The 25,340-nt window shown below is 62.9% G+C and carries 24 protein-coding genes; 19 read left to right on the top strand and 5 right to left on the bottom strand.

The features are described from left to right. Positions 1–18: 18 nt before the first annotated feature. A complete protein-coding gene (locus BLT65_RS41465; RefSeq protein ID WP_091789722.1) occupies positions 19–900 on the bottom strand; it encodes a LysR family transcriptional regulator in 882 nt (293 codons plus the stop codon). Between the two features lie 162 nt (positions 901–1,062). On the opposite strand from BLT65_RS41465, the gene BLT65_RS41460 reads away from it, so the two are divergent. From BLT65_RS41460 to BLT65_RS41435, 6 genes are all read left to right on the top strand, one after another. Further along, positions 1,063–2,085: an ABC transporter ATP-binding protein gene (locus tag BLT65_RS41460; RefSeq protein WP_091789749.1), complete on the top strand. Its 1,023-nt coding sequence runs from the start codon at positions 1,063–1,065 to the stop codon at positions 2,083–2,085. Next, positions 2,082–3,185 (top strand): ABC transporter ATP-binding protein, encoded by a 1,104-nt coding sequence (locus BLT65_RS41455; protein WP_091789720.1) that lies wholly within the window; start codon positions 2,082–2,084, stop codon positions 3,183–3,185. Before BLT65_RS41460 ends, BLT65_RS41455 begins: the two co-directional genes overlap by 4 nt. Positions 3,186–3,229: 44 nt before the next feature. Continuing rightward, positions 3,230–4,726, top strand: coding sequence for an ABC transporter substrate-binding protein (locus BLT65_RS41450; protein WP_091789717.1), 1,497 nt, complete (start codon positions 3,230–3,232; stop codon positions 4,724–4,726). 5 nt (positions 4,727–4,731) lie between these two features. Further along, positions 4,732–5,676: an ABC transporter permease gene (locus tag BLT65_RS41445; RefSeq protein ID WP_009770856.1), complete on the top strand. Its 945-nt coding sequence runs from the start codon at positions 4,732–4,734 to the stop codon at positions 5,674–5,676. Further along, positions 5,676–6,554 carry an ABC transporter permease gene (locus tag BLT65_RS41440; RefSeq protein ID WP_091789714.1) on the top strand — a complete coding sequence of 293 codons (879 nt, stop codon included), beginning with the start codon at positions 5,676–5,678 and terminating at the stop codon, positions 6,552–6,554. Before BLT65_RS41445 ends, BLT65_RS41440 begins: the two co-directional genes overlap by 1 nt. A 68-nt stretch (positions 6,555–6,622) precedes the next feature. Further along, the gene (locus BLT65_RS41435; RefSeq protein WP_091789711.1) at positions 6,623–8,260 is read left to right on the top strand and encodes a gamma-glutamyltransferase family protein; all 1,638 of its coding nucleotides are present in this window, start codon (positions 6,623–6,625) and stop codon (positions 8,258–8,260) included. Positions 8,261–8,333: 73 nt separating this feature from the next. Here the strand turns inward: BLT65_RS41435 and BLT65_RS41430 are convergent, their stop codons facing one another. Both BLT65_RS41430 and BLT65_RS41425 read right to left on the bottom strand, forming a co-directional pair. Continuing rightward, positions 8,334–9,254 carry a response regulator gene (locus BLT65_RS41430; protein WP_091789708.1) on the bottom strand — a complete coding sequence of 307 codons (921 nt, stop codon included), beginning with the start codon at positions 9,252–9,254 and terminating at the stop codon, positions 8,334–8,336. A gap of 215 nt (positions 9,255–9,469) precedes the next feature. Next, positions 9,470–10,357, bottom strand: coding sequence for a LysR family transcriptional regulator (locus tag BLT65_RS41425; RefSeq protein ID WP_091789705.1), 888 nt, complete (start codon positions 10,355–10,357; stop codon positions 9,470–9,472). Positions 10,358–10,457: 100 nt separating this feature from the next. Here BLT65_RS41425 and BLT65_RS41420 point away from each other — a divergent pair, with 100 nt between their 5' ends. The 8 genes from BLT65_RS41420 (at position 10,458) to BLT65_RS41385 (ending at position 19,243) form a co-directional block, all read left to right on the top strand. Beyond that, on the top strand, positions 10,458–11,762 hold the full coding sequence (locus BLT65_RS41420; protein ID WP_091789702.1) for a CitMHS family transporter: 1,305 nt from the start codon (positions 10,458–10,460) through the stop codon (positions 11,760–11,762). Between the two features lie 24 nt (positions 11,763–11,786). Next, positions 11,787–13,145, top strand: coding sequence for an acyclic terpene utilization AtuA family protein (locus tag BLT65_RS41415; protein ID WP_091789700.1), 1,359 nt, complete (start codon positions 11,787–11,789; stop codon positions 13,143–13,145). A gap of 1 nt (position 13,146) precedes the next feature. After that, positions 13,147–13,458: an AtuA-related protein gene (locus tag BLT65_RS41410; protein ID WP_091789698.1), complete on the top strand. Its 312-nt coding sequence runs from the start codon at positions 13,147–13,149 to the stop codon at positions 13,456–13,458. 240 nt (positions 13,459–13,698) lie between these two features. Continuing rightward, on the top strand, positions 13,699–14,715 hold the full coding sequence (locus tag BLT65_RS41405; RefSeq protein WP_091789696.1) for a VTT domain-containing protein: 1,017 nt from the start codon (positions 13,699–13,701) through the stop codon (positions 14,713–14,715). 288 nt (positions 14,716–15,003) lie between these two features. Continuing rightward, on the top strand, positions 15,004–15,921 hold the full coding sequence (locus BLT65_RS41400) for a sterol desaturase family protein (protein ID WP_042312853.1): 918 nt from the start codon (positions 15,004–15,006) through the stop codon (positions 15,919–15,921). Between the two features lie 264 nt (positions 15,922–16,185). Continuing rightward, the gene (locus BLT65_RS41395) at positions 16,186–17,214 is read left to right on the top strand and encodes an aldo/keto reductase (RefSeq protein ID WP_007733625.1); all 1,029 of its coding nucleotides are present in this window, start codon (positions 16,186–16,188) and stop codon (positions 17,212–17,214) included. Between the two features lie 156 nt (positions 17,215–17,370). Then, positions 17,371–17,775, top strand: a complete 405-nt coding sequence (locus tag BLT65_RS41390) for a response regulator (protein WP_042312851.1) — start codon at positions 17,371–17,373, stop codon at positions 17,773–17,775. A gap of 307 nt (positions 17,776–18,082) precedes the next feature. Further along, positions 18,083–19,243 carry a porin gene (locus BLT65_RS41385; RefSeq protein ID WP_042312850.1) on the top strand — a complete coding sequence of 387 codons (1,161 nt, stop codon included), beginning with the start codon at positions 18,083–18,085 and terminating at the stop codon, positions 19,241–19,243. Between the two features lie 24 nt (positions 19,244–19,267). Here BLT65_RS41385 and BLT65_RS41380 read toward each other — a convergent pair whose 3' ends face one another. Both BLT65_RS41380 and BLT65_RS41375 read right to left on the bottom strand, forming a co-directional pair. Continuing rightward, positions 19,268–20,440 carry a porin gene (locus tag BLT65_RS41380; protein ID WP_091789694.1) on the bottom strand — a complete coding sequence of 391 codons (1,173 nt, stop codon included), beginning with the start codon at positions 20,438–20,440 and terminating at the stop codon, positions 19,268–19,270. A 199-nt stretch (positions 20,441–20,639) separates the two neighbouring features. After that, a complete protein-coding gene (locus tag BLT65_RS41375) occupies positions 20,640–21,206 on the bottom strand; it encodes a TetR/AcrR family transcriptional regulator (protein ID WP_244187000.1) in 567 nt (188 codons plus the stop codon). Between the two features lie 241 nt (positions 21,207–21,447). Here BLT65_RS41375 and BLT65_RS41370 point away from each other — a divergent pair, with 241 nt between their 5' ends. The 5 genes from BLT65_RS41370 (at position 21,448) to BLT65_RS41350 (ending at position 25,151) form a co-directional block, all read left to right on the top strand. Then, on the top strand, positions 21,448–21,867 hold the full coding sequence (locus BLT65_RS41370; RefSeq protein ID WP_244186998.1) for a DinB family protein: 420 nt from the start codon (positions 21,448–21,450) through the stop codon (positions 21,865–21,867). 142 nt (positions 21,868–22,009) lie between these two features. Then, on the top strand, positions 22,010–22,891 hold the full coding sequence (locus BLT65_RS41365) for an RNA polymerase sigma-70 factor (protein ID WP_091789687.1): 882 nt from the start codon (positions 22,010–22,012) through the stop codon (positions 22,889–22,891). Between the two features lie 197 nt (positions 22,892–23,088). Beyond that, positions 23,089–23,568 (top strand): carboxymuconolactone decarboxylase family protein, encoded by a 480-nt coding sequence (locus tag BLT65_RS41360; protein ID WP_042312907.1) that lies wholly within the window; start codon positions 23,089–23,091, stop codon positions 23,566–23,568. A gap of 63 nt (positions 23,569–23,631) precedes the next feature. Continuing rightward, on the top strand, positions 23,632–24,039 hold the full coding sequence (locus BLT65_RS41355) for a cupin domain-containing protein (protein WP_042312837.1): 408 nt from the start codon (positions 23,632–23,634) through the stop codon (positions 24,037–24,039). Positions 24,040–24,149: 110 nt separating this feature from the next. Beyond that, a complete protein-coding gene (locus BLT65_RS41350) occupies positions 24,150–25,151 on the top strand; it encodes a LysR family transcriptional regulator (RefSeq protein ID WP_091789684.1) in 1,002 nt (333 codons plus the stop codon). Positions 25,152–25,340 lie beyond the last annotated feature (189 nt).

Raw genomic sequence — 25,340 nt, 5'->3', positions numbered from 1 at the left:
TCCGCATTTCGCTGCGCGTCACGCTCTGTCGCGCGGCATCGCTTGCAGCGTATCGACGATCTCGCGCATCAGCGCCTTGCGGTCATCCGACGCACGCTGCACCATGCCGACCGTGCGCAGCGTCGGCGGGCTGGAAATAGGGATCACACGTAACAGCGGGTCGTTCAGCCAGTTGCCGCGTATCAGCAGCGGCAGCACCGCGACGCCGACCTTCTCGCGCACCAGCGCGACGATCGTTTCGATCGAATTGAGTTCGAGATACTCGTTGACCATCAAGCCTGCTTTTTCCAGCGCCTGTTCGACGACCTGGCCGGTGCGTACGCGCCGGTCGAAACGCAGAAAGCCGTGGCTGCGCAGGATGCGCTGCGGATCGTTGTCGGCGACGTCGCGGCTCACCACTAGCATCATCGGCTCCGTATAGAGCTTGGTCCATTTGAGCGTGTCGGGCAGCGACTCGTCCGCGCGCGCGACCACGGCAGCAACGTCCACTTCGCCCACTTCCACCATGTTCGCCAGTTCATTCGAGCGTGCCGACAGCAGACGCACGTCGAGCCGAGGATGAGCAGCCTTTAGCCTCGCCACGGCCAGCGACAGCGCACCAATCACCGACACCACCGCACCGATGGTCACAGGCCCTTCCATCGCATCAGCCGGCTTGCCTTCGAGTTCAGCCAGCAGATCGAGAATCTGCTCGACCTTTGGCCAGATCGCCTGACCGTGCTGCGTCAACGTAATCTGCCGCCCTCTGCGATCGAACAGTTGCCGCCCCAACGCCTCTTCGAGCCCGCGCATCTGCAGGCTGACGGCGGCCTGCGTCAGCGCGACCTTATCGGCGGCGGCCGAGAACGAGCCGGTGCGGGCAACGGCCTTGAAGGTCTTCAACATGCGAAGCGTCGGCATGGGCGGTTCCGGATCTGATATTCACGGTCGATCGCACGATCGACTCATGAGAAAAACTTAAGTATGGAAAAGAAAGTTTAATATTTTTTGTACGATGGCCGCCAGTATGATCGTTCGATGACGATCTGCAAGGACGAGCAACACGATGCGGAGTACCCAGGCATGACCGGTGCTGAACGCCAACCGGTTCTCGATGTACGCGGCTTCTCGTTGAAGTTTTCGAACGCGCCCGATGTGCCCAATGTCGTCGATAACGTCTCTTTTCCCGTCCATGCAGGCGAGACGCTGTGCATGGTCGGCGAGTCGGGCTGCGGCAAGAGCGTCACGTCGCTGGCGCTGATGGGATTGCTTGCGAGCCCGCCCGCGCGTCGCGTGGCGGGTACTGCGCATTTCGAAGGCATGGATCTGTTCGCGCTGTCCGAGCGCGAACTGGCCGATATTCGCGGCAACCGGATGTCGATGATCTTCCAGGAGCCGATGACCTCGCTCAATCCCGCCTATACGATCGGCGAGCAGATTGGCGAGAGCATCCGGCGGCATCGCGGCATCGGGCGTGCAGAGGCGCGCGAAGAAGCGCTGAAGATGCTGCGCCTCGTCCATATTCCCGCACCCGAAACGCGGCTCGACACTTTCCCGCATCAACTGTCGGGCGGCATGCGCCAACGCGTGATGATCGCCATGGCGCTTGCAAACCGCCCGCGTCTTCTGATCGCCGACGAGCCGACCACCGCGCTCGACGTGACCATTCAGGCGCAAGTGCTGTCGCTCGTGCGCACGCTTCAGGCGGAGACGGGCACGGCGATGCTGCTGATCACGCACGACCTCGGCGTGGTCGCCGAAGTCGCGGATCACGTCGCGGTGATGTATGCGGGCAGGATCGTCGAATACGGCACGGTCGCCGATCTGTTCGACGATCCGCAGCACCCGTACACGATCGGCCTGATGGGCGCGATTCCGTCCGTCGGCAAGCGCGAAGGGTCGCTCGCGACGATTCGCGGCTCGGTGCCGTCGCCCGAGCAGATGCCGCGCGGCTGCCGCTTCGCGCCGCGCTGCCCGTTCGCGGAGCAGCGCTGTATCGACGCCGCGCCGCCCGACCGGACGCTTTCGGGCGAGCATCGCGTCGCATGCTGGCTCGCGCCTGTCGAACAGCTCGTCAAGCCGGTGCAGCAGAAGGAGCTGACATGACGAGCCCGAAGCACATCGCGACACCCATCCTCGAAGCGAGCGCGCTGACCAAACGCTTCGGCGGCGAGCGCCAGATGTTCGCGCGTACGCCGACTGTGCATGCCGTCAACGACGTGTCGTTCGCCGTGCAGACGGGCGAGACGTTTGCGATCGTCGGCGAATCGGGTTGTGGCAAGTCGACGCTCGGCCGTCTGCTGCTGCGCCTGATCGACGCGACGCAAGGTCGCGTGCTCTATCAGGGCGAAGACATCACGCACTGGCAAGGCGCAAAGCTGCGCCGCTTGCGCCGCGAGATGCAGATCATTTTTCAGGACCCGTTCGCGTCGCTTAATCCGGGCATGACGATCGGGCAGATCATCGGCGAGCCGGTGGCGTTTCATGGTCTCGCGCGCAATGCATCGGAGCGGCGCGAGCGCGTCGCGCAACTATTGGCTAAAGTCGGCCTGCAACCCGCGTATGCGGAGCGCTATCCGCATGAGTTTTCGGGCGGGCAGCGGCAGCGCATCGGCATTGCGCGGGCGCTGGCGGGCGAGCCGAAGCTGATCGTCGGCGACGAGCCGGTCTCGGCGCTCGATGTGTCCGTGCAGGCGCAGGTCATCAATCTGCTCGAATCGCTGAAGGCGGAACTCGGCCTCACGCTCGTCATGGTCGCGCACGATCTCGCCGTGATCCGCCATATGAGCGACCGCGTCGCCGTGATGTACCTCGGCGAAATCGTCGAACTGGCGCAGGTCGACGAACTGTTCGACGCGCCGCTGCATCCCTACACGCAAGCGTTGTTGCGCGCGATTCCCGCCAGCAGTCCGCATGAGCGGCGCACGAAGCCCGCCTTGCAAGGCGATCTGCCGAGCCCGACCGCGCCGCCGCCGGGCTGCCGTTTTCATACGCGCTGTCCGCACGCGAAGCCGCGCTGCTCGCAGGAACGTCCGATCGCCGAAACACTTCCGGGCGGGCGGCAGGTCGCCTGTCATTTCTGGCGCGACGTGCAGAACGCGGGCGGCGGCGCGCCGCTCGCCGCGAGCGTCAGCACGAAGCTAAACGAGCGCCTCGCGATCTACCGCGAGAAGCAGGCAGCGCTGACAGCGAACGCGAACCCATAGCACAACCTCTGATGGCAACCCGAACTGCAACAAGGACACAACGCATGCGAAGAATGTTGATTGCCGCCGCGCTCGCATTGGGCGCTTCCGCCGCGATGGCCCAAAGCACCATCCGCATTGGCTTGCAGGACGATATCGGCTCGCTCGATCCGGCGCGCAGCGTGCAGTTCGTCGACCGCATCGTGTTTGCGTCGCTGTGCAATTCGCTCGTCGATGTATCGCCTGACCTGAAGATCGTGCCGATGCTCGCGACGTCGTGGACGACGAGTCCCGACGGCAAAACCCTGACCTTCAAGCTGCGCCAGGGCGTGAAGTTCCAGAACGACGAGCCGTTCAACGCGGCCGCCGTGAAGGCGAATCTCGACCGCTATCGCAGTCTGCCGACGAGTAATCGCAAGAGCGAGCTATCGTCCGTCGATCACGTCGATGTCGTGGACGACAGCACCGTGAAGATCGTGTTGAAGCAGCCGGACGCCGCGCTGCTTGCCACACTGTCCGACCGCGCCGGCATGATGCTCGCGCCGAAGACGCTCGCCGATGCCGCTGGCGTCGGCTCGCATCCTGTGTGCTCGGGTCCGTACAAGTTCGTGCAGCGCGTGCAGAACGATCGCGTCGTGCTGGAGAAGTTCGCAGGCTATTGGGACGCCGACAAGTATCCGATCCAGCGCGTCGTATTCCAGCCGATTCCCGACAGCACCGTGCGTCTCGCGAACCTTCGCTCCGGCTCGCTCGATATGCTCGAACGCCTCGCACCGTCCGATGTCGCATCGGTCAAGGGCGACGCGAACGTGCAGTTCAAGCCGGTGACGGGCCTCGGCTTCTACTACGTGACCTTCAACATCAACAACGGGCCGCGAGGCAACAATCCGCTGAAGGACAAGCGCGTGCGCCAGGCGTTCGAACTGTCGATCGATCGCGACGCCATCGATCAGGTGATCGGCGCGGGCATTTTCTCGCCGGCCAACCAGGGCATTCCGAAGTCGAGCCCGTACTACAACACGTCGCTGCCGACCACGAAGCGCGACGTCGCGAAAGCGAAGGCGTTGCTGAAAGCGGCAGGTCAAGAGCATCCGACCGTCGAGTTCGCGTATCCGAACAACACGGTTGCGAGCCAGATCACGCAGATGCTTCAGGCCATGCTGAGCGAGTCAGGCATCACGCTGAAGCTGCGCCCGAGCGATTACGCAACGGAGCTGAACGCCGGGCATAGCGGCGATTTCGAGGCGATGTACACGGGCTGGTCGGGCCGCGTCGACCCGGACGGCAACCTGCATCAGTTCAATACCTGTGCGGGCAACCTGAACTACGCGCACTACTGCAACCAGCAGGTCGACTCGCTGCTCGATAACGCGCGCACGCGGCTCACCCCGGCCGAGCGCAAGACGGACTACGACGCAGCCGGCAAGATCCTCGCCGACGACGACCCGATCGTCTATCTGTACGCGCAACCGTGGCCGTTCGTGCTGTCGAAGAAAGTGCAGGGCTTCACGCCCTCCGCCGACGGTCTGGTGCGCCTGCGCGGCGTGTCGGTCAAGGGCTGAGCGTCATGCTGCGGATCATCGCGAATCGCATGCTGGTGGCCGTGCCGACGCTGATCCTGGTGTCGGTGCTGATCTTCGGCCTGCAAAAGCTGCTGCCGGGCGACCCGGTGCTGGCGATGGCGGGCGAAGATCAGGACGCGCAGGTCATCGCGACGCTGCGGGTGAAGTATCACCTCGATCAGCCCGTGCCGACGCAGTACGCACTGTGGGTGCGTGACGTCGCGCACGGCGACCTGGGTTCGTCGCTGCGTACGGACGTGCCCGTGCGCTCGCTGATCGCGCAGAAGCTGCCCGTTACGCTCCAGCTTGCAGTAATGGCGATGATCCTCGCCATCGGCATCGGCATCCCGGCCGGCGTGATTTCGGCGGCGAGCCGCGGCGGGCCGCTCGATTACGCGGCGAACATCTTCGCTCTGTCGGGCATGTCGATACCGAATTTCTGGCTCGGCATCATGCTGATCTTCATTGTGTCGGTGCGCTGGCACCTGCTGCCGTCGTCGGGCTATGTGTCGCCGGGCGAGGACTTCTGGCTCAGCATCAAGACGATGCTGATGCCCGCGTTCGTGCTGGGCGCGGCGCTCGGTGCGCAACTGATGCGCCACACGCGCAGCGCGATGCTCGGCGTGCTGCGCACCGACTACATCCGCACTGCGCGCGCGAAGGGCCTGTTGCGCGGCGCTGTGGTCGTCAAGCATGCGTTCCGCAATGCGTTGATCCCCATCGTCACCGTGCTCGCGCTGCTGTTCGGCGAACTGCTCGCGGGCGCCGTGCTGACCGAGCAGGTGTTCACGATTCCCGGCTTCGGCAAGCTGGTCGTCGATGCCGTGTTCAATCGCGATTACCCCGTCGTGCAAGGCGTCGTGCTCGTCACGGCGCTGGCGTTCATCGTCGTGAATCTGTGCGCCGACGTGCTGTATATCCTGCTCAATCCCCGACTGAGGCGCAGTTGATGGCTACTTCAATCGATGCACGTTCCGCAGCGGCCGCGCTGCCGCGCCGCAAGCGCCGTGGTCTCGTGCGCTTCATGCGCAACAAGGCGGCCGTGTTCGGCGCAATACTCGTCGCGTTGATCGTCGTGATGGCCTTGTTTGCGCCGTGGCTCACGCAGTACGACCCGGTGCAGGCGAGCTTCATGACCGTACGCCAGGCGCCGTCGGCGGCACACTGGTTCGGCACCGACGAACTCGGCCGCGACGTGTTGAGCCGCCTGCTGTACGGCGCGCGCGCGTCGCTGCTGGCGGGCGTCGTGTCGGTCGGCATCGCAGTTGTGCTGGGCGTGCCGCTCGGTTTGCTCGCGGGCTACTTCGGCAAGCTCGTCGACGGCGTGATCTCGCGTATCGCCGACGCGCTGTTGTCCATTCCGTTCCTGATTCTCGCGATCGCCTTGAGCGCGTTCCTCGGGCCGAGCCTGACGAATGCCATGGCCGCGATCGGCATTTCGGCGATGCCGCGCTTCATCCGCCTCACGCGCGGACAGGCGATCAGCGTGAAAGCGGAAGAGTACGTGGAAGGCGCGCGCGCGATCGGTCTCGATCACGCGCGCATCATTCTGCGTTACATTCTGCCGAACGTGCTGCCGCCCATCATCGTGCAGGCAAGCCTCACGGTGGCGAGCGCGATCATCGCCGAAGCGAGCCTGTCGTTCCTCGGGCTCGGACAATTGCCGCCCGCGCCGTCGTGGGGATCGATGCTCAACACCGCGAAGGACTTCGTCAGCCAGGCGCCGTGGATGTCGATCTTTCCCGGCATCGCGATCTTCCTGGCCGTGCTCGGCTTCAACCTGCTCGGCGACGGTCTGCGCGACGCGCTCGATCCGCGCGAGTCCTGATTTCTTTACGCAGCGCTATCGTTCAAGACGGCGCCGTGGCTGAACCAGCAAAACCTAAGAGTGACAACATGACAAGCTTCAACTGGCAGAACCCGTATCCCACGCTGCGCATGCCCGTGTTTGCGCGCAACATCGTGTCGACTTCGCAGCCGCTTGCCGCGCAGGCCGGCTTGCGCATGCTGTGGAAAGGCGGCAATGCCGTCGATGCCGCGATCGCGGCCGCCGCGGCGATCACCGTCGTCGAGCCTGTGTCGAACGGCCTGGGCAGCGATGCATTCGCGCTCGTGTGGGACGGCAAGAAGCTGCACGGGTTGAATGCTTCGGGCGTCGCGCCCGCCGCGTGGAATGTCGATTACTTCAAGCGCAAATACGGCGAGAACAACGGCGTCGCCTCGCAACCCGTGCGCGGCTGGGACACGGTGACGGTGCCGGGCGCAATCGCTGGCTGGGAAGCGCTGCACAAGAAGTTCGGCTCGCTGCCGTTCGCCGACCTGATGGAGCCCGCCATCGAGATTGCCGAGCGTGGCCACGCGGTGGCAAGCGTCGTCGCGCGCAAGTGGGCGGCCGCCGTGCCCGAGCTGAAGAACCAGCCGGGTTTCGCCGATGCCTTCATGCCGCACGGCCGCGCGCCCGAAGTCAGCGAACTGATCCGGATGCCGGGCCATGCGAAGACCTTGCGCCTGCTCGCCGAAAAAGGCCCGCGCGCTTACTACGAAGGCGAAATCGCCGAGCGCATCGCGGCGTTTGCGCGTGAATACGGCGGCGCGATGACATTCGACGATCTGCGCAACTATCAACCCGAGTGGGTCGAGCCGATCGGCAAGGACTATCGCGGCTACACGGTACACGAGATTCCGCCAAACGGGCAGGGCATCGCCGCGTTGATCGCGCTCGGCATACTCGAACAGTTCGACGTGGCTTCGCTGAAGCTCGACGGCATCGAATCGCAGCACTTGCAGATCGAAGCGATGAAGCTCGCCTTCGCGGACGTCTACCGCTACGTCGCCGATCCGCGTTCGATGGAAGTGACGCCCGAGCAGATGCTCGACGACGCCTACCTGAAATCGCGCGCGAAGCTGATCGACCCGAAGCGCGCGACGCAGTTCGACTTCGGCATGCCGAAGACGGGCGGCACGATCTATATGTCGGCGGCGGACGAGCGCGGCATGATGGTCAGCTTCATCCAGTCGAACTACATGGGTTTCGGCTCCGGCTGTGTGGTGCCCGGCATGGGCATTTCGCTGCAAAACCGCGGCTGCGGTTTTTCGATGGACCCGAAGTCGCCGAATGTCGTCGAAGGCGGCAAGCGGCCGTTCCACACGATCATCCCGGCGTTCCTCACGCAGCAGGTGGATGGCCAGCAGGAAGCGGTGATGAGCTTCGGCGTGATGGGCGGCGACATGCAGCCGCAAGGCCATTTGCAGACCGTCGTGCGGATGCTCGACTACGGCCAGCAGCCGCAGGCCGCGTGCGACGCGCCGCGCTGGAAGGTCAACCGCGACTTCTCGATCGATATCGAGCACACGCTCGATCCGCGCACCGCGCGCGAACTCGAAGGCCTCGGCCACACGATCAAGTCGATCGACGATCCGTATATGGATTTCGGCTCAGGCCAGTTCATCTGGAAGCTCGACCGCAACGAGCCGGATCGTGGCTATGTTGCTGCGAGCGACAGCCGGCGCGACGGTCTCGCCGCGGGGTTCTGAGCGAGCGCTAGCAGCGCGCCGTGAAGCGTGGAACGGCGGCAAAAGCGCGAGAGCGCCTTCGCCGCCGTTCCGCTCAATCAGGCACCGTCCCTTCGCCGTCCTTGCGTTCAACGCGCCGTGCGGCTTTCTCCACGGCGAGCCAGTATTCGCGCATCGCGCCGATCCGCCTCTGGTCCGCATGCACCGACGCCATCGCATGCTTCACGCGCGCCTTGAGCACGGTGGGTTGCGCGTGATTCAGCACGCTGTCGGCGAGGCCGTTCAGCAGCGCGCGTTCATAATCGGCCTTGTCACTGGCCGCGCCGTCCGTCATCAACAGCACGGGCACGCCTTCGAGCCGCGGCTCCTTCTTCAACGCCGCGCATAGCTGCAAGCCGCTCGTGTCGGGCAATGCGGCGTCCACGAGAATCACGGTCGGCAGGCTGTGCAGCGCGCGTTCGAGACCTTGCGCGCCCGTCGTCGCCGACGTGCAGCGGCCGAGATCGTGCAGCAGGTCCTGCAAACGGTTCAACCGGCCGGGATCGCTGTCGATGACCAGAATGTTGTCCGGCAACGCGCCGAGCGTGGGCGGCAGGAACAGGCCGGCGCGAAAGCTTTCCGACTGGTTCAGGATCTTGAGCCGCTTGCGCAACTGCGTCTCGACGCGTGCGCGCAACTGGGTTGCGTTCAGAGGCTTCGTTACGTAATCGGCTGCGCCGAGCCGGAACGCATCGATTTCGAGCGCGGGCGCGTCGTGGCTCGTGACGAAGATCACCGGGATTTTCGCGAGTTCGCTGTCGGCTTTCAGGATTTCGCAGAAGTCGAAGCCCGTCATGCCGGGCATGCTCGCGTCGAGCAGAATCAGGTCGGGCGTGGATTGCCGCGCAAGCAACAAGCCCATTTCGCCCGACAGCGCAAAGCGCCGTTCTCCGTAATCAGAAAGCATATCGCTCATGATGCGCACGGTCGCGACGTCGTCGTCGACGATCAGGAGCTTGAACTTGTACGCTGACATGTGATGCGTAACGCCTCGGAATGAATGCCGAACGCGGCGCTCGTCGACGCCGCTTGCGATGCAGGGTGCTACCGCTTGCCGAACTCAAGAGTAGGCGGAGATGCATAAAACGGGCAATAGCGATTTCCCGGTAAGGTTGCGATTGCACAATGCGTCCAATCGACTCACGACGTCATGTGACGCGCGCATGTCAAGTGTTCGGATTTTTCCGGCGATCACTTCATGCGTTTCGCGATCAGTGTCACGAAGTCTTCCGCGACGCGGGGCAAGGTGCGGCCACGCTTTTTGATCAGCGCGATGGGCCGCACGAACGAAGGATCGTCGATGGGTCTTGCGATCAGATCCTGTTCGGCCAGCACCTCGCGGGCCGTCGCGGGCAGGATCGTCACGCCGAGCCCGCCGCGCACCATTGCCACGGCCGTCATCATGTAGGTCGGCTCGCAGGCGATCTCGGGCGCGCAGCCGGCCTGCTCGAGCGCCGCATCGACGACGCTGCGAACGCTCGTGCCTTGCGCCGTCAGCACGAGCGGCGATGCGGCGACATCGCTGACCGACACGCGGCGCTTGCGGGCCAGCGCATGGTCTTTCGGGCACACCACCACGAGCCGGTCGGCGCCTTCGACCAGCACTTCGAGCGCCGCGTCGAAGGTATCGCCGCCCGTCAGGCCGATATCGGCCTCTTCATTGCGCACGAGCGCATTCACCGTGCTCGCGACCACGTCACGAATCTGGAACTGCGCCTGCGGCACGCGCTTCCTGAACACCTGGATCAGATCGGGCAGCGCGCTCGCCGCGAACGTCGGCAGACACGCTAGGCGCACGGTGCCGCTCGATCCCTCACCGAGCGCGCGGGCGTCGCGCAGCACGCGCTCCATGTCGTCGAGCGAGCGTTGCAGCAGCGGCAGCAGCTCGCGGCCCGTTTGCGTGAGCGCGACCGAGCGGCTATTGCGGTCGAACAGCCGTGCGCCGACGGTCTCTTCGAGCCGCCGTATCTGCACGGTGAGCGCCGGCTGCGACAGATGCAGCCGGGCGGCGGCCCGCGTGAAATTGCCCGCGTTAGCGACCGTGACGAATGCGCGGATGTCGCGAAGATTCAGATCCATAACAGTTCGTGATTGCTGCGATCAAATCATTTCAATTGTGTTATTGCTGCGCCGAACTTACGCTCGAAGCCATTAAAAGACAAGACCTGGAGACACGCACATGCTGCCTTTACTGGGGCTCATCACCATCGCCGTATTGCTCGGCGCCATTCTGTCGAAGCGCATGTCGCCGCTCGTCGCGCTGATCATCGTGCCGATTGCGGCGTCGCTGATGGGCGGCTTCGGGCTGCAGACCAGCAAGTTCGTCGTCGACGGGTTGAAGAACCTGGCGCCCGTGGTCGGCATGTTCGTGTTCGCGATCCTGTACTTCGGCACGATCACCGACGCGGGCACGCTCGATCCCATCATCGACCGGATTCTGCGGGCCGTCGGCACGCGGCCGACGCGCATCGTGATGGGCACGACGCTGCTCGCGCTGCTGATCCATCTGGACGGCTCGGGCGCCGTCTGCTTTCTCGTCACGATTCCGGCGATGCTGCCGCTCTACGAGCGCCTGCAGATGGACAAGCGTGTGCTGGCGGCGGCAGTATCGCTGGCGGCGGGCATCAACTTCCTGCCGTGGACGGGGCCGATGATCCGCGCGTCCGCGTCGCTGCACCTGCCCGTCTCGGCGCTGTTCAATCCGTTGATTCCTGTGCAGGCGATCGGCCTCGTGTTCGTGTTCGGCACGGCGTACTGGCTGGGGCGGCGCGAAGAGAAACGGCTCGGCGTGTCGGGCGCGGCTGGCGGGATTCCGATGCCGCAACGCGAACTCACACCCGAAGAGCAGGCGCTGCGCCGCCCGCAGAATTTCTGGTTCAACATCGTGCTGACGGTGATCGTGCTCGGCACGATGGTCGTGATGGGCGAGAAGATTCCGCCCGCGATCATGTTCATGGTCGGTTTGTGCATCGCGCTGATGGTCAACTATCCGAACGTCGACATGCAACGCAAGCGCATCGATGCCCACGCGCGCGCCGCGCTGATGATGGCGGGCATTCTGCTCGCAGCCGGCGTGTTCACGGGAGTCATGCAGGGCAGCGGCATGCTGAAAGCGATGGCGCAGGCGGCCGTCGGCTTCGTGCCGCCTGGGATGGCGGGTCACATTCCCGTCGTGCTCGGCCTGCTTTCGATGCCGCTCAGCATGCTGTTCGACCCCGACTCGTTCTATTTCGGCGTGTTGCCCGTGATTGCCGAAGTGGCGGGGCAGCTCGGCGTGCCGTCCGTGCAGGTCGGCCAGGCGGCGCTGCTCGGCCAGATGACGACGGGCTTTCCCGTCAGCCCGTTGACGCCCGCGACGTTTCTCGTGGTCGGCCTGTGCGGGATCGAACTCGCCGAGCATCAGAAGTTCACGTTCCCGCTGCTGTTCGGCGCGTCGATCGTGATGACGGTTGCGTGCGTCGTGCTGGGTATTTTTTCGTTGTGAGTTTTAGCAGAGGGTGGTGCGGCAATGACAGCAAATCAGCACGAACGACGTGTCAGGCTCGGAGCCGGCGCAGGTTACTCGGGCGACCGTATCGAGCCCGCCGTCGAACTGGCGGAGCACGGGCAACTCGACTTTCTCGTGTTCGAGTGCCTGGCTGAGCGGACCATTGCGATCGCGCAGCAGGCGAAACGCAAAGATCCGCAACTCGGCTACGATCCGCTGCTCGAAGCGCGCATGCGCGCCGTGCTGCCCGTTGCCGCGCGCAACGGCGTGCGGATCATCTCGAACATGGGCGCGGCCAATCCGTATGCGGCTGCGCGCAAGACAGCGCAGATCGCGCAGTCGCTCGGTCTGGGCGGCCTGACGATCGCGGCGGTGAGCGGCGACGACGTGCTCGATGTCGTGCTGCAAGGCCAGTTCCGCTTCGAGGAGTCGGGCGATGACGTCGCGGCGTATCGCGAGCGCATCGTGTCGGCGAATGCCTATCTGGGCGCGGCGCCCATCGTCGCCGCGCTCAACGCGGGCGCCGATATCGTGCTGACCGGGCGCGTCGCCGATCCGTCCTTGTTCACGGCGCCGCTGATCCACGCGTTCGGCTGGCGCATGGACGACTGGACGACGCTCGGCCAGGCGACTGTCGTCGGGCATCTGCTCGAATGCGCGGGGCAGATCACGGGCGGCTATTTCGCCGATCCCGGCTACAAGGACGTGCCGAATCTTGCGCGGCTCGGTTTCCCGATCGGCGAAGTCACGGCGGACGGTGCGGTCACGATTACGAAAGTGCCGCACGCGGGCGGCCGCGTCAGCGCGGCGACATGCAAAGAGCAACTGATCTACGAGATTCACGACCCGGCCCGCTATCTGCAACCGGATGTGGTCGCCGATTTCACGCAAGTCGAAGTCGCGGAAGAGGCGGTGGATCGCGTGCGGGTGACGGGCGGCAAGGGCACGGCGCGCACGGACACGCTGAAGGTGTCGGTGGCTTATGCGGACGGCTATATCGGCGAAGGGCAGATTTCGTATGGTGGGCCGGGCGCCGTCGCGCGCGCGCGGCTCGCGCTCGACATCGTGCGAGAGCGGCTGGCGCTGACGAGCGTCGCCGCGAGCGAACTGCGCTTCGATCTGATCGGCATCGATTCGCTTTACGGCGAGACGGCCGCCGCCGAGCGAGGCGAGCCGTACGAAGTACGCGCACGCGTCGCCGGACGAACGGCCACGGCTGAGGAAGCGCTACGCATCGGCAACGAAGTCGAAACGCTTTATACGAACGGACCGGCGGGCGGTGGCGGCGTCACCAAATCGACACGCGAGGTGCTCGCGGTGCAATCCGTGCTGTTGCCGCGCGACGACGTGAAGCCGGCTTTTGCTTTCGTGGAGGCTTGACATGCAATTACGCGAACTCGCGCATTCACGCACGGGCGACAAGGGCAATACGCTGAATGTGTCGGTGATTTGTCACGACCCGCGTCACTACGAGCATCTACGCGCCAATCTGAGCGCCGCGCAGGTGAAGGCGTTGCTCGCCGATTTCGTGCATGGCGAAGTGACGCGCCATGAATTGCCGCGCCTCGCGGCGTTCAACTTCGTGCTGCGCGATGCGCTCGGCGGCGGCGTCACGCGCTCGCTCGCGCTCGATGCGCACGGCAAGTCGGTCAGTTCCGCGCTGCTCGGCATGACGGTGCCCGACCCGGACTGACACGGGAGCGGCAAGCGGTTTCACGGAATTGACCGTGAAATCCGTTACTTTTTGCATGGAAAGACAGGCGGCGCGTTGTACGGCAGGAACACGTCCTCGCGCAATCCCGTCTAGAATCGCCGGGCGTCGCTTGCTGGCCGGGTTCGTTTTCGGCTTCAGCAACTGCAACGCGCAACGCCGTTTCGACGGGCGTCGTTCAGCGAGAACGCCGCCCGCACCATGCTTTAAAGGACCGCTGTCGTGTGGCATTTCCCCACCGCTATCCCCGCTTCGCTCGGCCCGTGGGCCGTGTTTCTCAGCGTGCTGGTCACGCAACTCGGCGTGCCCGTGCCGGCCGCGCCGATGCTGATGCTCGCCGGGACCATGGCGGCGATGGGGCAGGTGTCGTACGCGGCCGTGTTCTGCGCGGCCGTTGGCGCGACGCTGCTCGCTGATTCGATGTGGTTCTTCGTCGGGCGCGTGCGCGGCCGGCGACTGCTGAACGGGCTGGTGCGCTTTTCGCTGTCGCTCGATACGACGCTGCGCACTGCGCGCGGCGTCTTCGAGCGGCATGGCGCGCCGATTCTCACGCTCGCCAAGTTCCTGCCCGGCCTCGGCCTGATTTCCGCGCCGCTGCTCGGCACGACGGCGATTGCGACCAGCGTGTTTCTGTTCTGGGATGCCGTCGGCGCGTCGCTGTGGACGGGCGCGTATCTGCTCGGCGGCGCGGCGCTGCATGACGAGATCGTGCAGGCGATGCTGCTGGTGCGGCACAACGGCGGCACGATCTTCGACGCATTCGCGGCCATCTGCGTGACGGTGTTGCTGTACCGCTGGGTGCGGCGCGTGCAATTCCGGCGCTTGCTCGCTAAGACGCGTATCAGCCCCGAGCAGCTCGATACGATGATGCGTTCGGACGCGCCGCCGCTGGTCTTCGACGCACGGCCGCGCAGCGTGCGCGAACAAGAGGCTTACCGGATCGCGGGCGCCTATCCGCTCGATCTCGACTCGCCGGACAAGCTGGACGCCGTGCTGCTCGCGCATCCCATCGTCGTGTATTGCGTCTGTCCGAGCGAGGCGACGGCGCGGCGCATCATCGAGCAGTTGCATCGCAAGGGCATTCGGCACGCGCACGCGTTGAAGGGCGGTCTGGATGCGTGGGAGAAACGCGGCTATCCCGTCGAACCGCTGCCCGCCGATTTCTACACGTCGCTGGAGCGGCTGGCGGTCGCGGTGCCGGAAGGCGAATACACGGTGCGCGCGACGATGGCGGGCTGAGGCTTGGGCGAATCGTTGTGATTGCAGCGATTCACCTTTGAGTAGCACGACCGTTCGCAACACGGCAATCGCTGCAATTTTTCCCCTTCCGTGGCCATTTTCCGAGTCTCGCAAAAAACCCCGAAAGCCCCGTCCCACAAGGCGCCGGGCGCCATGACATAAGGTGAAATAACTTCCGCATAGCCTGTAACGACGGCCATCACTACAGTGCGCATATCGGATGCGATGCACTGACTGATCCAACCCACCGCAGACGATACCTCCCGCCACAACCGTTATGGCATCGTCATGGAACACTTCGGAAAACTCCCTCTCTACGCTTCGGCCGTCATCGTATTCGTGTCGTTGATCGAAGCAGTCGTGCTCAGCAGAAAAAACCGCAGCACCGCCACTCCGTTCGCGTGGTACGAAGTCTGGATTTCGCTGTTCGACCTGGTCGGACGCAAGCTGCTCGCGTTGTTGCCGCTCTCGCTCGCGACGCCGGTTTTCGCCCTCGCGTGGGACCATCGCCTCTTCACTGTGTCGATCAATAGCGCGGTGATGGTGTTCGCGCTCTTCATCGGACAGGAGTTCTGCTACTACTGGTATCACCGCGCGTCGCACCGTATGCGCTTCTTCTGGGCCACGCATGCCGTGCATCACTCGCCGAACCAGCTGACGCTTTCCACGGCCTATCGGCTCGGCGTGACAGGCAAGCTGACGGGCTCGGCCATGTTCTTCACGCCGCTCGTGTTCCTCGGCGTGCGCCCTGAAGTCGTGCTGCTGACGCTCTACATGAACCTGCTGTACCAGTTCTGGCTGCATACGACGTGGGTGCCGAAGCTCGGCTGGCTCGAGTATGTGTTCAACACGCCGTCCGCGCACCGTGTGCATCACGCTTCGAATGTCGAGTACCTCGATGCGAACTACGGCGGCGTGCTGATCATCTTCGACCGTCTGTTCGGCACCTATGTCGAAGAACGCGCCGAAGAACCCTGCCGCTACGGTCTCGTCACGCCGACCACATCACGCAATCCGTTCGTCGTCGAGTTCGAACACTGGGCCACGCTGATTCGCGATGTCGTGACGGCGAAGAGCGTGTGGATCGCGATCAATCACGTGATCCAGCCGCCGGGCTGGCTGCCCGATGGCGGCGGCGAAACGACGGAAGAGCTGCGCCGCAAGAGCAAGCCGGTGCATAGCGAGGTCGAGACCGTCAACGGTTGAGGCAGCTTAGAGAAGCGGGGCGCGCAGTGAGATGCGCGCCCCGTTTGTTTTTGCAATTCGGATCAGGCGCTGCGCTTGCTCATCTCTTTCGCATGCATGTATTCATTCTGGATATTCGCATGCTTCTTCTTTCAATTGAATGACGTCGGCCGACACGCCTGCACGCCACGGGCCAATGGGGTAGTCTATGGACCTGACCTTTGCGCTCGCATCGAAGCTTGCGAGCGGTCCGCATCATTCAACCGATTCATCAATGGGGCCAACATGGAATATCGTCACCTGGGCGCGTCAGGATTCAAGGTACCCGTACTCAGCTTCGGCACGGGCACGTTCGGCGGCAAAGGCGAATTCTTTCAGGCGTGGGGCGCGACGGATGTCGCCGAAGCACGCAAGCTCATCGATGTCTGTCTCGACGCCGGCGTCACGATGTTCGACACCGCTGACATCTATTCGAACGGCTCATCGGAATCGATTCTCGGCGAGGCATTGAAAGGGCGTCGCGACAAGACCATCATCTCGACGAAGGCCACGTTTCGCTTCGATGAAAACGATCCGAATGCCGTGGGCTCGTCGCGTTTCCATCTGATCCAGGCAGTCGATGCCGCGCTAAAGCGTCTGCAAACCGACTATATCGATCTATTCCAGTTGCATGGCTTCGACGCGAAGACGCCCGTGGAAGAAACGCTCTCCACGTTGAACGATCTCGTGCGCGCGGGCAAGATCCGCTACACGGGCGTGTCGAATTTCTCGGGTTGGCATCTGCAAAAATCGCTCGATGTCGCGGACCGTTATGGTTATCCGCGATACGTGGCGAACCAGACCTATTACTCGCTGATCGGGCGCGACTACGAATGGGAACTGATGCCGCTCGGCATTGACCAAGGTGTGGGCGCTGTCGTATGGAGTCCGCTGGGCTGGGGCCGTTTGACGGGCAAGATCCGTCGTGGCCAGCCGCTGCCGGACCAGAGCCGATTGCACAAGACAGCCGACATGGGTCCGCCCGTGCCTGAGGAGTATCTGTATCGCGTCGTGGATGCACTGGATGCGATCGCCGAAGAAACGGGCAAGACGATTCCGCAGATCGCGTTGAACTGGCTGCTGCAACGGCCCACGGTTTCGACGGTGCTGATTGGCGCGCGCAACGAGGAGCAATTGCGTCAGAACCTCGGCGCGGTGGGCTGGAATCTCACGCAAGAGCAGGTCGCGAAGCTCGATGAAGCGAGCAAGGTCCGGCCGGCGTACCCGTACTGGCATCAGGAAGGATTCGCGGAACGCAATCCGTTCCCCGTATGAGTTGAGTTGCATCGTAGGGCCGGCGCATCATCGGGTTCGAATCGGAACGCGGCGCCGGCTTTCGGTTTCCTTCGACAGCAATGTATCCAGGCGCGCTTGAACGTCACGAAGCGGACGCGAGCGCAGTGCATCGAATGGTCATGAGCGAGGCCAGATATGCCGACAGTGCTGCTTGTAGATGATGACGTTGAAACGCTGGACGCATGGCAAGGCGTGTGCGAAGCGCATGGCTATGCGACCTGTCTCGCCGAAGATGGGCGCGCCGCGCTCGATATGCTGCGCGAGCGCGATGTGGATGTCGTCGTCGCGGACTGGCGGATGCCCGTGATGTCGGGCAGCGTGCTGTGCCATCACGTGCGCAACGAGCAGAACCTCGCGGAGATCGTGTTCATCCTCGTATCGGGCGAGCCGAGCCCGCCCGCGTTCGTCTATTACGACGGCTTTTTGCGCAAGCCGCTCGCCCCTACGGATCTGCTGTCGGCAATGGACCGGCTGTTGCTCGAACGTGCCGCCGATGGTCGTCGCAGACGAAACATTTCTTCCGCGCCGAAGAACGGATAGCCAGTCCGTGCTAACCACGTGCAATGCGTGGTTTGCTTGCAATACGCTTTTCGCCTTTGAGCACGCGTCTGTGCTCTTTCTGTTAGCCAATCACAAAAGCACTTTTATCTGTCTGAAAGTAATCGGGTATCGGCATGCGTTGCTTTTGCGTTGCGCGACTGCGCCGTTCAGCCCCGGTTATTTTTGACACTCCTATGATGAAGACGCTGCTGAGTCCGGGGCGTGCGAGGTTGCCAAACCATCGTCCGTTCTTTTATGATCGCGCGCCTAAAAACTCTTCACAGCTACATCACGGAGCCAAACCAACATGAAGAAATCTTTACTCGCCCTCGCAACACTCGGTGTTTTTACCGCTTCCGCGCACGCGCAAAGCAGCGTGACGCTCTATGGTCTTATCGACACCGGTCTGGTGTACACCAATAACCAGCAGGGGCACAGCAATTGGCAGATGGTGAGCAGCTCGACGCAGAATACGGTCTTCGGGCTCAAGGGCTCGGAAGATCTTGGCGGCGGCTTGCATGCCGTGTTCAAGCTTGAGCAGGGTTTCTTGCTTAACAACGGCGCGCAGGCATTTTCGGGCAGTGCCTTCGGTTCGCAGGCGTGGGTCGGCCTTCAAAGTGATCCGTACGGCACCTTGACGTTCGGCCGGCAGTTCGACGCAATGAACGATCTCGTCGGGCCGCTGACAGCCGAGTTCAACACGTGGGGCGGCAGCATGGCCGCGCATCCGTTCGAGAACGACAACCTCGCTGCGAACTCCGTCGTGATCAACAACTCGGTCAAGTACACCAGTCCGACGTGGAGCGGCGTCACGCTTGAAACGATGTATAGCTTCAGCAACAAGGCAGGCGACTTCGCGAACAATCGCTCGTATGGCTTCGGCGTGTCGTATGCGATGGGCCCCGTCAATCTCGCCGCCGGATACCTGCAGTTCAACAATGCGGGCAACGGTAGCGGCGCGACCACGTCGTCGGATACGAGCGCGAACTTTATCGCGGAACGGCAGCGCATCTGGTCGGTTGGCGGCAATTACACGTTTGGCCCCGCGACGGTCGGTCTCGTGTGGAGCCATTCGCAGATCGACAACGCGGCGGGTGTGTTCTCGTTCGGTACGGGCACCTATCTTGGCGCAAACGATTCGTCGGCGGGAACGTTGGCCGGTTCGTTGCGACTGGATAACTACGAGGTGAACGCGAAATACGCGCTGACGCCTGCGTTGAGCGTGTCGGGCGCATACACGTACACGCACGGCGCGTACAACGGTTCGTCGCCGGGATGGAATACGGCGATGCTGCAAACGGACTATGCGCTCAGCAAGCGCACCGACTTCTACCTTGAAGGCGTCTATCAGGGCGTGCATGGCGCACCGACGGGTTCGGTGCTCTCGCACGCGATGATCAACACGCTGTCGCCGTCGTCGACGGATACGCAGGTTGCCGTGACGGTTGGCCTGCGTCACGCGTTCTGATCCGTGTGACGTAGCGGACGGGCGCTAGAACAGATGCCGTAAGCCAACGCGTACGGCAAGCTGCGAATTGGCGCCCGTCCCCGAGTTACCGATAAAACTCGAACTCGCACCGATCTCCGCCTGAACGGGCACCTCATGCCCGTTGACGACGTTGCTGCCCGATGCCTTCTGATAGATGGCAAGCGCGTAGACGTCGGTTCGTTTCGACAGTGCATAGTCGACGAAGCTGTTCACCTGATGCCATTTGCCGCTGAACTCGCCGCTCAGATCGGAGAACGTGTAGCCGAGTCCGCCGCTGACTGCGTTCGTGAACGCATACTTTCCGCCCACTTCATAGTTGTTCACTGTCGATTCACGCGACGCGATCTGCGTGAGTTGCGTATGCGTCCAGTTGCCCCACACCTTGCCGCGCCCAATCAGATAGCTGCTGCCGATGCCGAAGGTGCGCAGATCGCGCAGCGGCCCCGTATTGATGTTCGCGATGTTGGCTGTGAATGCCGGCGTCGCGCTGCCGGGAAAGCGGATGTCGGTGTACGCCGCGCCGATCGCGAACGGACCGGGTGTGTAGTTGACGCCAGTGCTAAATGTTCTCGACGAACCTTGAGTCGTCGTGGTGCTCGTGGTCGTGGTAGGTGAACCCGAGAACGCGCCCGCCTGATTCGAAAAGCCGTAGAGCACGCCAAAGGTCAGGCCATTGAAGTTCGCGCTGCTGAACTTGACCGAGTTATTGATGCGGCTCGATGTCAACTGATCCAGATCGTTGATGTGATAAGCGTAGTTGCCGGCCGGCGTTTCGTGGCCCATCGCGTAGTTGTGGATGTAGTCTCTGGACAGCGAGTACTGGCGGCCGAATGTCAGCGAGCCAACGCCGTTCTTGTTCAATCCGACCCAGGCTTGTCGTCCGAACAGCGCGCCGCCTTGCGAGATCGTGCCGTCGCCGGAATTAAAACCGCCTTCGAGTGTGAAGATGGCCGAGAGACCGTCGCCGAGATCTTCCTTGCCGCGAATGCCCCAGCGGCTGCCTTGCGCGACGCCGTCGGCATATCGGACGAGAGAACTATGTCCGGTAGACGTGGCGACATGGTTCGCATAGGTGATGCCTGTATCGATTAATCCATAGAGCGTCACGCTGCTTTGCGCGTGCGCGACGGAACCGACCAGGCTTAATGCCGCAGTGGCAACAGTTCTTTTTAACATCCAAATTCCAGTCACTAAAAGTGTTCGACGATCGATCTCTGTCGATATGTCGACGGGAATATAACGGATGGCAAAAAATTTGTCGCAAGGCAGAGCGGATGAGCACTTCAATGCGTGCCGTGCATTTTCTTAAGCAACTGCAGTTGAAGAAAACGTATCTGTGGCGGAAGTGCTATATGCCGGAGAAGAGAGGAAAACCCTATTGGAGATATCGAACGATAAGCAGCGTAGTCTCGTCGACGAGCGCGCCAAACGCTTCGTCACTGAGACGATCGGCATGATGCACGACGGCCGTATGCGTCAGTGCCTCTATCGACGTTACGCACACGAACGTCGCAAGCCCAAGGTCCATTGGGCGGAACTCGTCGCGATGAGCATCGAGATAGCCTCTGAACAGCGCATACGTTTCTCCGCCTAATAGCGCCGATTCTTCCGTTCCGCCCGTGCGCGGAATCTGCTCGGCGAGCACGCGGTGCAGTTCCGGATCGATGCGGTGCGCCTCGATGGCGGCGAGCACGAGCCTGCGCACTGCCTGTTCCATCGGTAGCGCGGTGACTTCAGCTAGCGTCTCACGGACAACCTGCATGAGTTCCTCGCCGTGACGCTTAACGACGGCCGCGACAAGCGCCTCTTTGCTGGGAAAGTACTGATACAACGAGCCGACGCTCACGCCCGCCTTTTCAGCGATACGGTTGGTGCTGGCCTTGTCGAAGCCGTCCTTCACGAGAATGCGAGCGGTTGCTTCGATCAGGGCATCGACCGTCACGCGTGATCTTTGCTGAGACGCGTGTTTTCTGGGTTTCGTGAGCGGTTTTCGCGCCATTTTTCCGCGCTCCTAATGCGAGTAGGTAATACGAGCAGTCGCTCGTATTATGCATCTTGTGATTCGAATCGCAATGTCGAAACCAATCAGGATCAACGCGAAAAGGAGAGGTCACATGGCGTGTCAGTCATACTCGCAACTCGTTGGAATCAAACGATGGGCCGATCGCGGACTCTGCGATGTCGTGAGCCGCGACTTCGATAAGTTAAGCAAAGAAGATGCTTTGCTCATGCTTCGTATCTTCGACCATATCCATGCGGTCGACCGGATTTTTCAGCATCATCTGCAGGGCGTGCCGCATGCGTTTCAGGCGCCGCGATCGGCAAACATGCCGGAACTCAGCGCGCTTGTAGACGGCATCAGGGAAACCGACGACTGGTACGCGTCATACGTGGACGCGATGACGGAGCACGGCTTCGAACAGCCTGTCGATTTCGTCTTCACCAGCGGAAAGCCCGCGCGCATGCGGCGCGGCGAGATCGTTCTGCATGTCTGTCTGCATGGCACCTATCATCGCGGCAACGCGGGCGCGCTTCTTCAACTGAGAGGCCTCACGCCGAGCCGCGATGCGATCACGGACTTCCTGGAAGACACAGCGGCTTGATCTGTCTGCCCGATTCTTCATATCAACCATGCCCCATCTACCATCCTCGTAGCGCATCCATGGCAAACTCCAGCTTTGCCATCTCTGCTCTGTCGCGCCTCGCCTCTTTCCAGTTGCCGGGAAGGGGCAGGACACACACTCTATGGACGCCGACGCCCTCGCCTTCAACCAGCTTCGCCCGCGCCTGCAGAAAATCGCTTACCGGATGCTCAGTTCCGTCGCCGAAGCCGAGGACATCGTGCAGGACGTCTGGCTGCGCTGGCATGCGGCCGACCACGCGAGCATCGACAACGCCGAAGCGTGGCTCGTCTCCGTCACGACGCGCATGTCCATCGACCGTCTGCGCGCCGCGAAGATCCAGCGCGAGCACTACACGGGCATCTGGTTGCCCGAGCCCGAGATCAGCGACTCGCCCGCGACACCGGAGGAGATGACCGAGCGCGCCGACGACGTGTCCGTCGCGTTCCTGATGCTGCTCGAACGACTCACGCCCGAAGCGCGCGCCGCGTTCCTGCTGCGCGAAGTCTTTGACGCGGACTACGACGAGGTTGCCGATGCGATCGGCAAGACGGAGTCCGCATGCCGTCAACTGGTGAGCCGCGCGAAGGCGCAACTGCGGGACGAGCGCCCGCGCTATGCCGTGCCGCGCGAGAAGCATCGACAGTTGTTGCAGAGCTTTGCGCAGGCGCTCGCGAGCGCGGACTTCCACGCCATCAACGCATTCCTCGCCGAAGAGGCCACCCTGATCGGCGACGGCGGCGGCAAGGTGACGAGCTTCCCGAAGCCGATGGTGGGCGGCCGGCGCATCGCGCAGCTTTTCTACGCGGCGTTGCGGCGTTTTCCGGACGGGGTTCATGTCAAGCTCGTGACGCTCAACGGTCAGAGCGCGCTGTTGCGCTATATCGAAGGCAAACTCGAATCGGCGATGTCATTCGAAACGGACGGCGAGCGCATCGTCAGCATTCACGTCCAACGCAATCCCGACAAGCTGGCGCGCATCGCCGCCGCATACGGCGAACCCTGAGCGCGCTGCGCGCCGCTGCGATCACTCCGCCCGCCAGCGTCTGACGGCGGGATTGGTGCCGGATGGGCAACACCGTGAGCCCGTCCGCAGGTCTACCGCTGCGCGCGTCACGAACCTACCATGGCGACGTGCGGTTCACCACCGCGAACGGCATCCGTCCCGCACGGATGCATCCGTCATCGTCGCCAGGAGAAGTCATGACTCAGCGTATCAACTACTTTCACCAATCGCCCGAGCTATCGAAGAAGTTCATCGAACTCAGCAACCTGCTGAAGGACTGTGCGATCGAAGAACCGATCCGCGATCTCGTCAACATCCGCGCTTCGCAGATCAACGGTTGCGGCTTTTGCCTCGACATGCACGTGAAGGAAGCGACCATTCACGGCGAGCGCGCGCTGCGCGTCCACCATGTGGCGATCTGGCGCGAGTCGACGCTGTTCTCGCCGCGCGAACGTGCCGCGCTCGCGTGGACGGAAGTGCTGACCACATTGCCCGAGCACGGCGTGCCCGACGATATCTACGAGCGCGTGCGCGGCCAGTTCTCGGAAAAGGAACTGTCGGACCTGACATTCGAAGTCATGGCCATCAACGCCTGGAACCGCGCGAACGTTGCGTTCAAGTTCGTGCCGGGATCGTCCGACAAGGCATTCGGCCTCGACAAGGCGAACCTCGCCTGAGCCGGGGCGCCGTTCTTGTTCAACCTCGGTCTGTACGGGCCGCGTCCATGTGAGGAGCGCATCATGTTTCGCTCGAAGAGAACTATCGCAGCCCTGCTCGTCATGGCGGGCGCGTTGACCCAACAGGCCCGCGCCGAGCCGCCGCAGGCCATCGTAACACCCGTCATGACCAAGCCGCTCGACGACTATCCCGGCAAGGAAGCGTTGATGATCCTCGTCGAATATCCGCCTGGCGCCGTGGACCCGGTGCATCGGCATAATGCGCACGGCTTCATCTACGTGCTGGAAGGGTCGATCGTGATGCAGGTCAGGGGCGGCAAGGAAGTCACGCTGACGCCGGGCCAGTCCTTCTATGAAGGCCCGAACGATGTCCACACGGTGGGCCACAACGCGAGCCAGACGAAGCCGGCGAAGTTCCTCGTGCTGCTGCTGAAGGACAAGGGCGCGCCCGTTCTGGTGCCGGAGAAGTAAGGCGCGCGAGCGGCCGCACGCGTGGCCGCAAAAGAAAATCGGCGGACAATGTCACAAACGGAAGCGCTGAAACGTCTAGTTGGATAAGAACCTCCACTCTTCGCGCTTCCATGTCAGACTACGCACCGCGCCGCTCCGTTACGGGCGCCGACGATCCGATTGCAAGCACGTTTGCAACGAGTTTCGCCGGCGTCGTTTCCTTTCTTGCCGTTGCCAACGAAGGCAGTTTCGCCAGAGCGGGCGATCGCCTCGGCATCGGCCGCTCGTCCGTCAGCCGGAACGTGCAGAAGCTGGAGGCCCAGCTGGATACCCGCCTCTTTCTGCGCACGACCCGCAACACGTCGCTGACGCGCGAAGGCGAACTCTTCTTCGAGAACTGTCAGGCGGGCGTCGAGCGCATCGTCCAGGCGCTCGAAGAGATGCGCGAACTGCGCAGCGGGCCGCCGCGAGGGCGGCTGCGCATCTACTCGACGCCGGGCTTCGGGCGCAGGATCGTTGCGCCCTTGTTGCGCGGTTTTCACGCACAGTATCCGGATATCTCGCTGGAACTGCTGCTCAACGACCGTCCCGCCGACTTCACGGCCGATCGTATCGACGTATCGTTTCGCGACGGACGCATGGAAGACAGCGAGATCGTCGCGCGTCAACTGATACCCATGCAGATGATCGTCTGCGCGTCGCCCGCATATGCGGCCGCTCACGGCTTGCCGCGCCATGTCGATGAACTGGCCGACCATCGCTGCATCAACCTGCGTACGGCATCGGGGCGCGTGAGGGAATGGGAGTTCAAGGTCGACGGCCTGCCGATGCGACGCCAGTTGCATGCGCCGCATACGTTCAACGACCCGGATCTGATTCTTCAGTCCGTGCTGGATGGACAGGGCATCGCGCAACTGCCTGGTTATCAGGTGTGCGATCTGCTCGGCGAAGGGCGTCTCGTCACCTGTCTCACCCAGTATGCACCCGACGATAGCGGCCACTACATCTGCTATCTGAGCCGCAAGCATCTTCCGGCGCGCATCCGCGTGTTCGTCGATTACATGACCGAGCACACGCGAGCGCTCGACCTGCATTGCCTGACCACGATGGATGCGATGTCAACGGTCGACTGAACGCGGCGAAGTGTCGATTGGTGTCCGCAGGGCAACACGATGGATACCTTCGAACGTCTACCGCATCGAAGAGCACACACCTACGATGCTTCCTGTACGGACGCCGGGCATCACGGCATGTCCGGCAAGCAACCGGCAATGACACGTTCTGCCGGCTTCGAAAGCCCGCAAGCGGCGAGCGCGCCGCGC

Source organism: Paraburkholderia steynii, assembly GCF_900100565.1.
GTDB classification, from domain to species: Bacteria; Pseudomonadota; Gammaproteobacteria; order Burkholderiales; family Burkholderiaceae; genus Paraburkholderia; species Paraburkholderia terrae.
The sequence above is the reverse complement of the archived record's forward strand: the minus strand, read 5'-3'. Positions and strand labels throughout refer to the sequence as shown.

Excerpts from the sequence above, each read along its gene's own strand:
- BLT65_RS41360 (WP_042312907.1), top strand. The coding sequence starts at position 23,089 with ATGACTCAGCGTATCAACTACTTTCACCAATCGCCCGAGCTATCGAAG.
- BLT65_RS41465 (WP_091789722.1), bottom strand. The coding sequence starts at position 900 with ATGCCGACGCTTCGCATGTTGAAGACCTTCAAGGCCGTTGCCCGCACC.
- BLT65_RS41440 (WP_091789714.1), top strand. The coding sequence starts at position 5,676 with ATGGCTACTTCAATCGATGCACGTTCCGCAGCGGCCGCGCTGCCGCGC.
- BLT65_RS41390 (WP_042312851.1), top strand. The coding sequence starts at position 17,371 with ATGCCGACAGTGCTGCTTGTAGATGATGACGTTGAAACGCTGGACGCA.
- BLT65_RS41350 (WP_091789684.1), top strand. The coding sequence starts at position 24,150 with ATGTCAGACTACGCACCGCGCCGCTCCGTTACGGGCGCCGACGATCCG.
- BLT65_RS41455 (WP_091789720.1), top strand. The coding sequence starts at position 2,082 with ATGACGAGCCCGAAGCACATCGCGACACCCATCCTCGAAGCGAGCGCG.
- BLT65_RS41385 (WP_042312850.1), top strand. The coding sequence starts at position 18,083 with ATGAAGAAATCTTTACTCGCCCTCGCAACACTCGGTGTTTTTACCGCT.
- BLT65_RS41355 (WP_042312837.1), top strand. The coding sequence starts at position 23,632 with ATGTTTCGCTCGAAGAGAACTATCGCAGCCCTGCTCGTCATGGCGGGC.
- BLT65_RS41380 (WP_091789694.1), bottom strand. The coding sequence starts at position 20,440 with ATGTTAAAAAGAACTGTTGCCACTGCGGCATTAAGCCTGGTCGGTTCC.
- BLT65_RS41460 (WP_091789749.1), top strand. The coding sequence starts at position 1,063 with ATGACCGGTGCTGAACGCCAACCGGTTCTCGATGTACGCGGCTTCTCG.
- BLT65_RS41365 (WP_091789687.1), top strand. The coding sequence starts at position 22,010 with ATGGACGCCGACGCCCTCGCCTTCAACCAGCTTCGCCCGCGCCTGCAG.
- BLT65_RS41430 (WP_091789708.1), bottom strand. The coding sequence starts at position 9,254 with ATGTCAGCGTACAAGTTCAAGCTCCTGATCGTCGACGACGACGTCGCG.
- BLT65_RS41450 (WP_091789717.1), top strand. The coding sequence starts at position 3,230 with ATGCGAAGAATGTTGATTGCCGCCGCGCTCGCATTGGGCGCTTCCGCC.
- BLT65_RS41435 (WP_091789711.1), top strand. The coding sequence starts at position 6,623 with ATGACAAGCTTCAACTGGCAGAACCCGTATCCCACGCTGCGCATGCCC.
- BLT65_RS41395 (WP_007733625.1), top strand. The coding sequence starts at position 16,186 with ATGGAATATCGTCACCTGGGCGCGTCAGGATTCAAGGTACCCGTACTC.
- BLT65_RS41410 (WP_091789698.1), top strand. The coding sequence starts at position 13,147 with ATGCAATTACGCGAACTCGCGCATTCACGCACGGGCGACAAGGGCAAT.
- BLT65_RS41415 (WP_091789700.1), top strand. The coding sequence starts at position 11,787 with ATGACAGCAAATCAGCACGAACGACGTGTCAGGCTCGGAGCCGGCGCA.
- BLT65_RS41425 (WP_091789705.1), bottom strand. The coding sequence starts at position 10,357 with ATGGATCTGAATCTTCGCGACATCCGCGCATTCGTCACGGTCGCTAAC.
- BLT65_RS41400 (WP_042312853.1), top strand. The coding sequence starts at position 15,004 with ATGGAACACTTCGGAAAACTCCCTCTCTACGCTTCGGCCGTCATCGTA.
- BLT65_RS41420 (WP_091789702.1), top strand. The coding sequence starts at position 10,458 with ATGCTGCCTTTACTGGGGCTCATCACCATCGCCGTATTGCTCGGCGCC.
- BLT65_RS41445 (WP_009770856.1), top strand. The coding sequence starts at position 4,732 with ATGCTGCGGATCATCGCGAATCGCATGCTGGTGGCCGTGCCGACGCTG.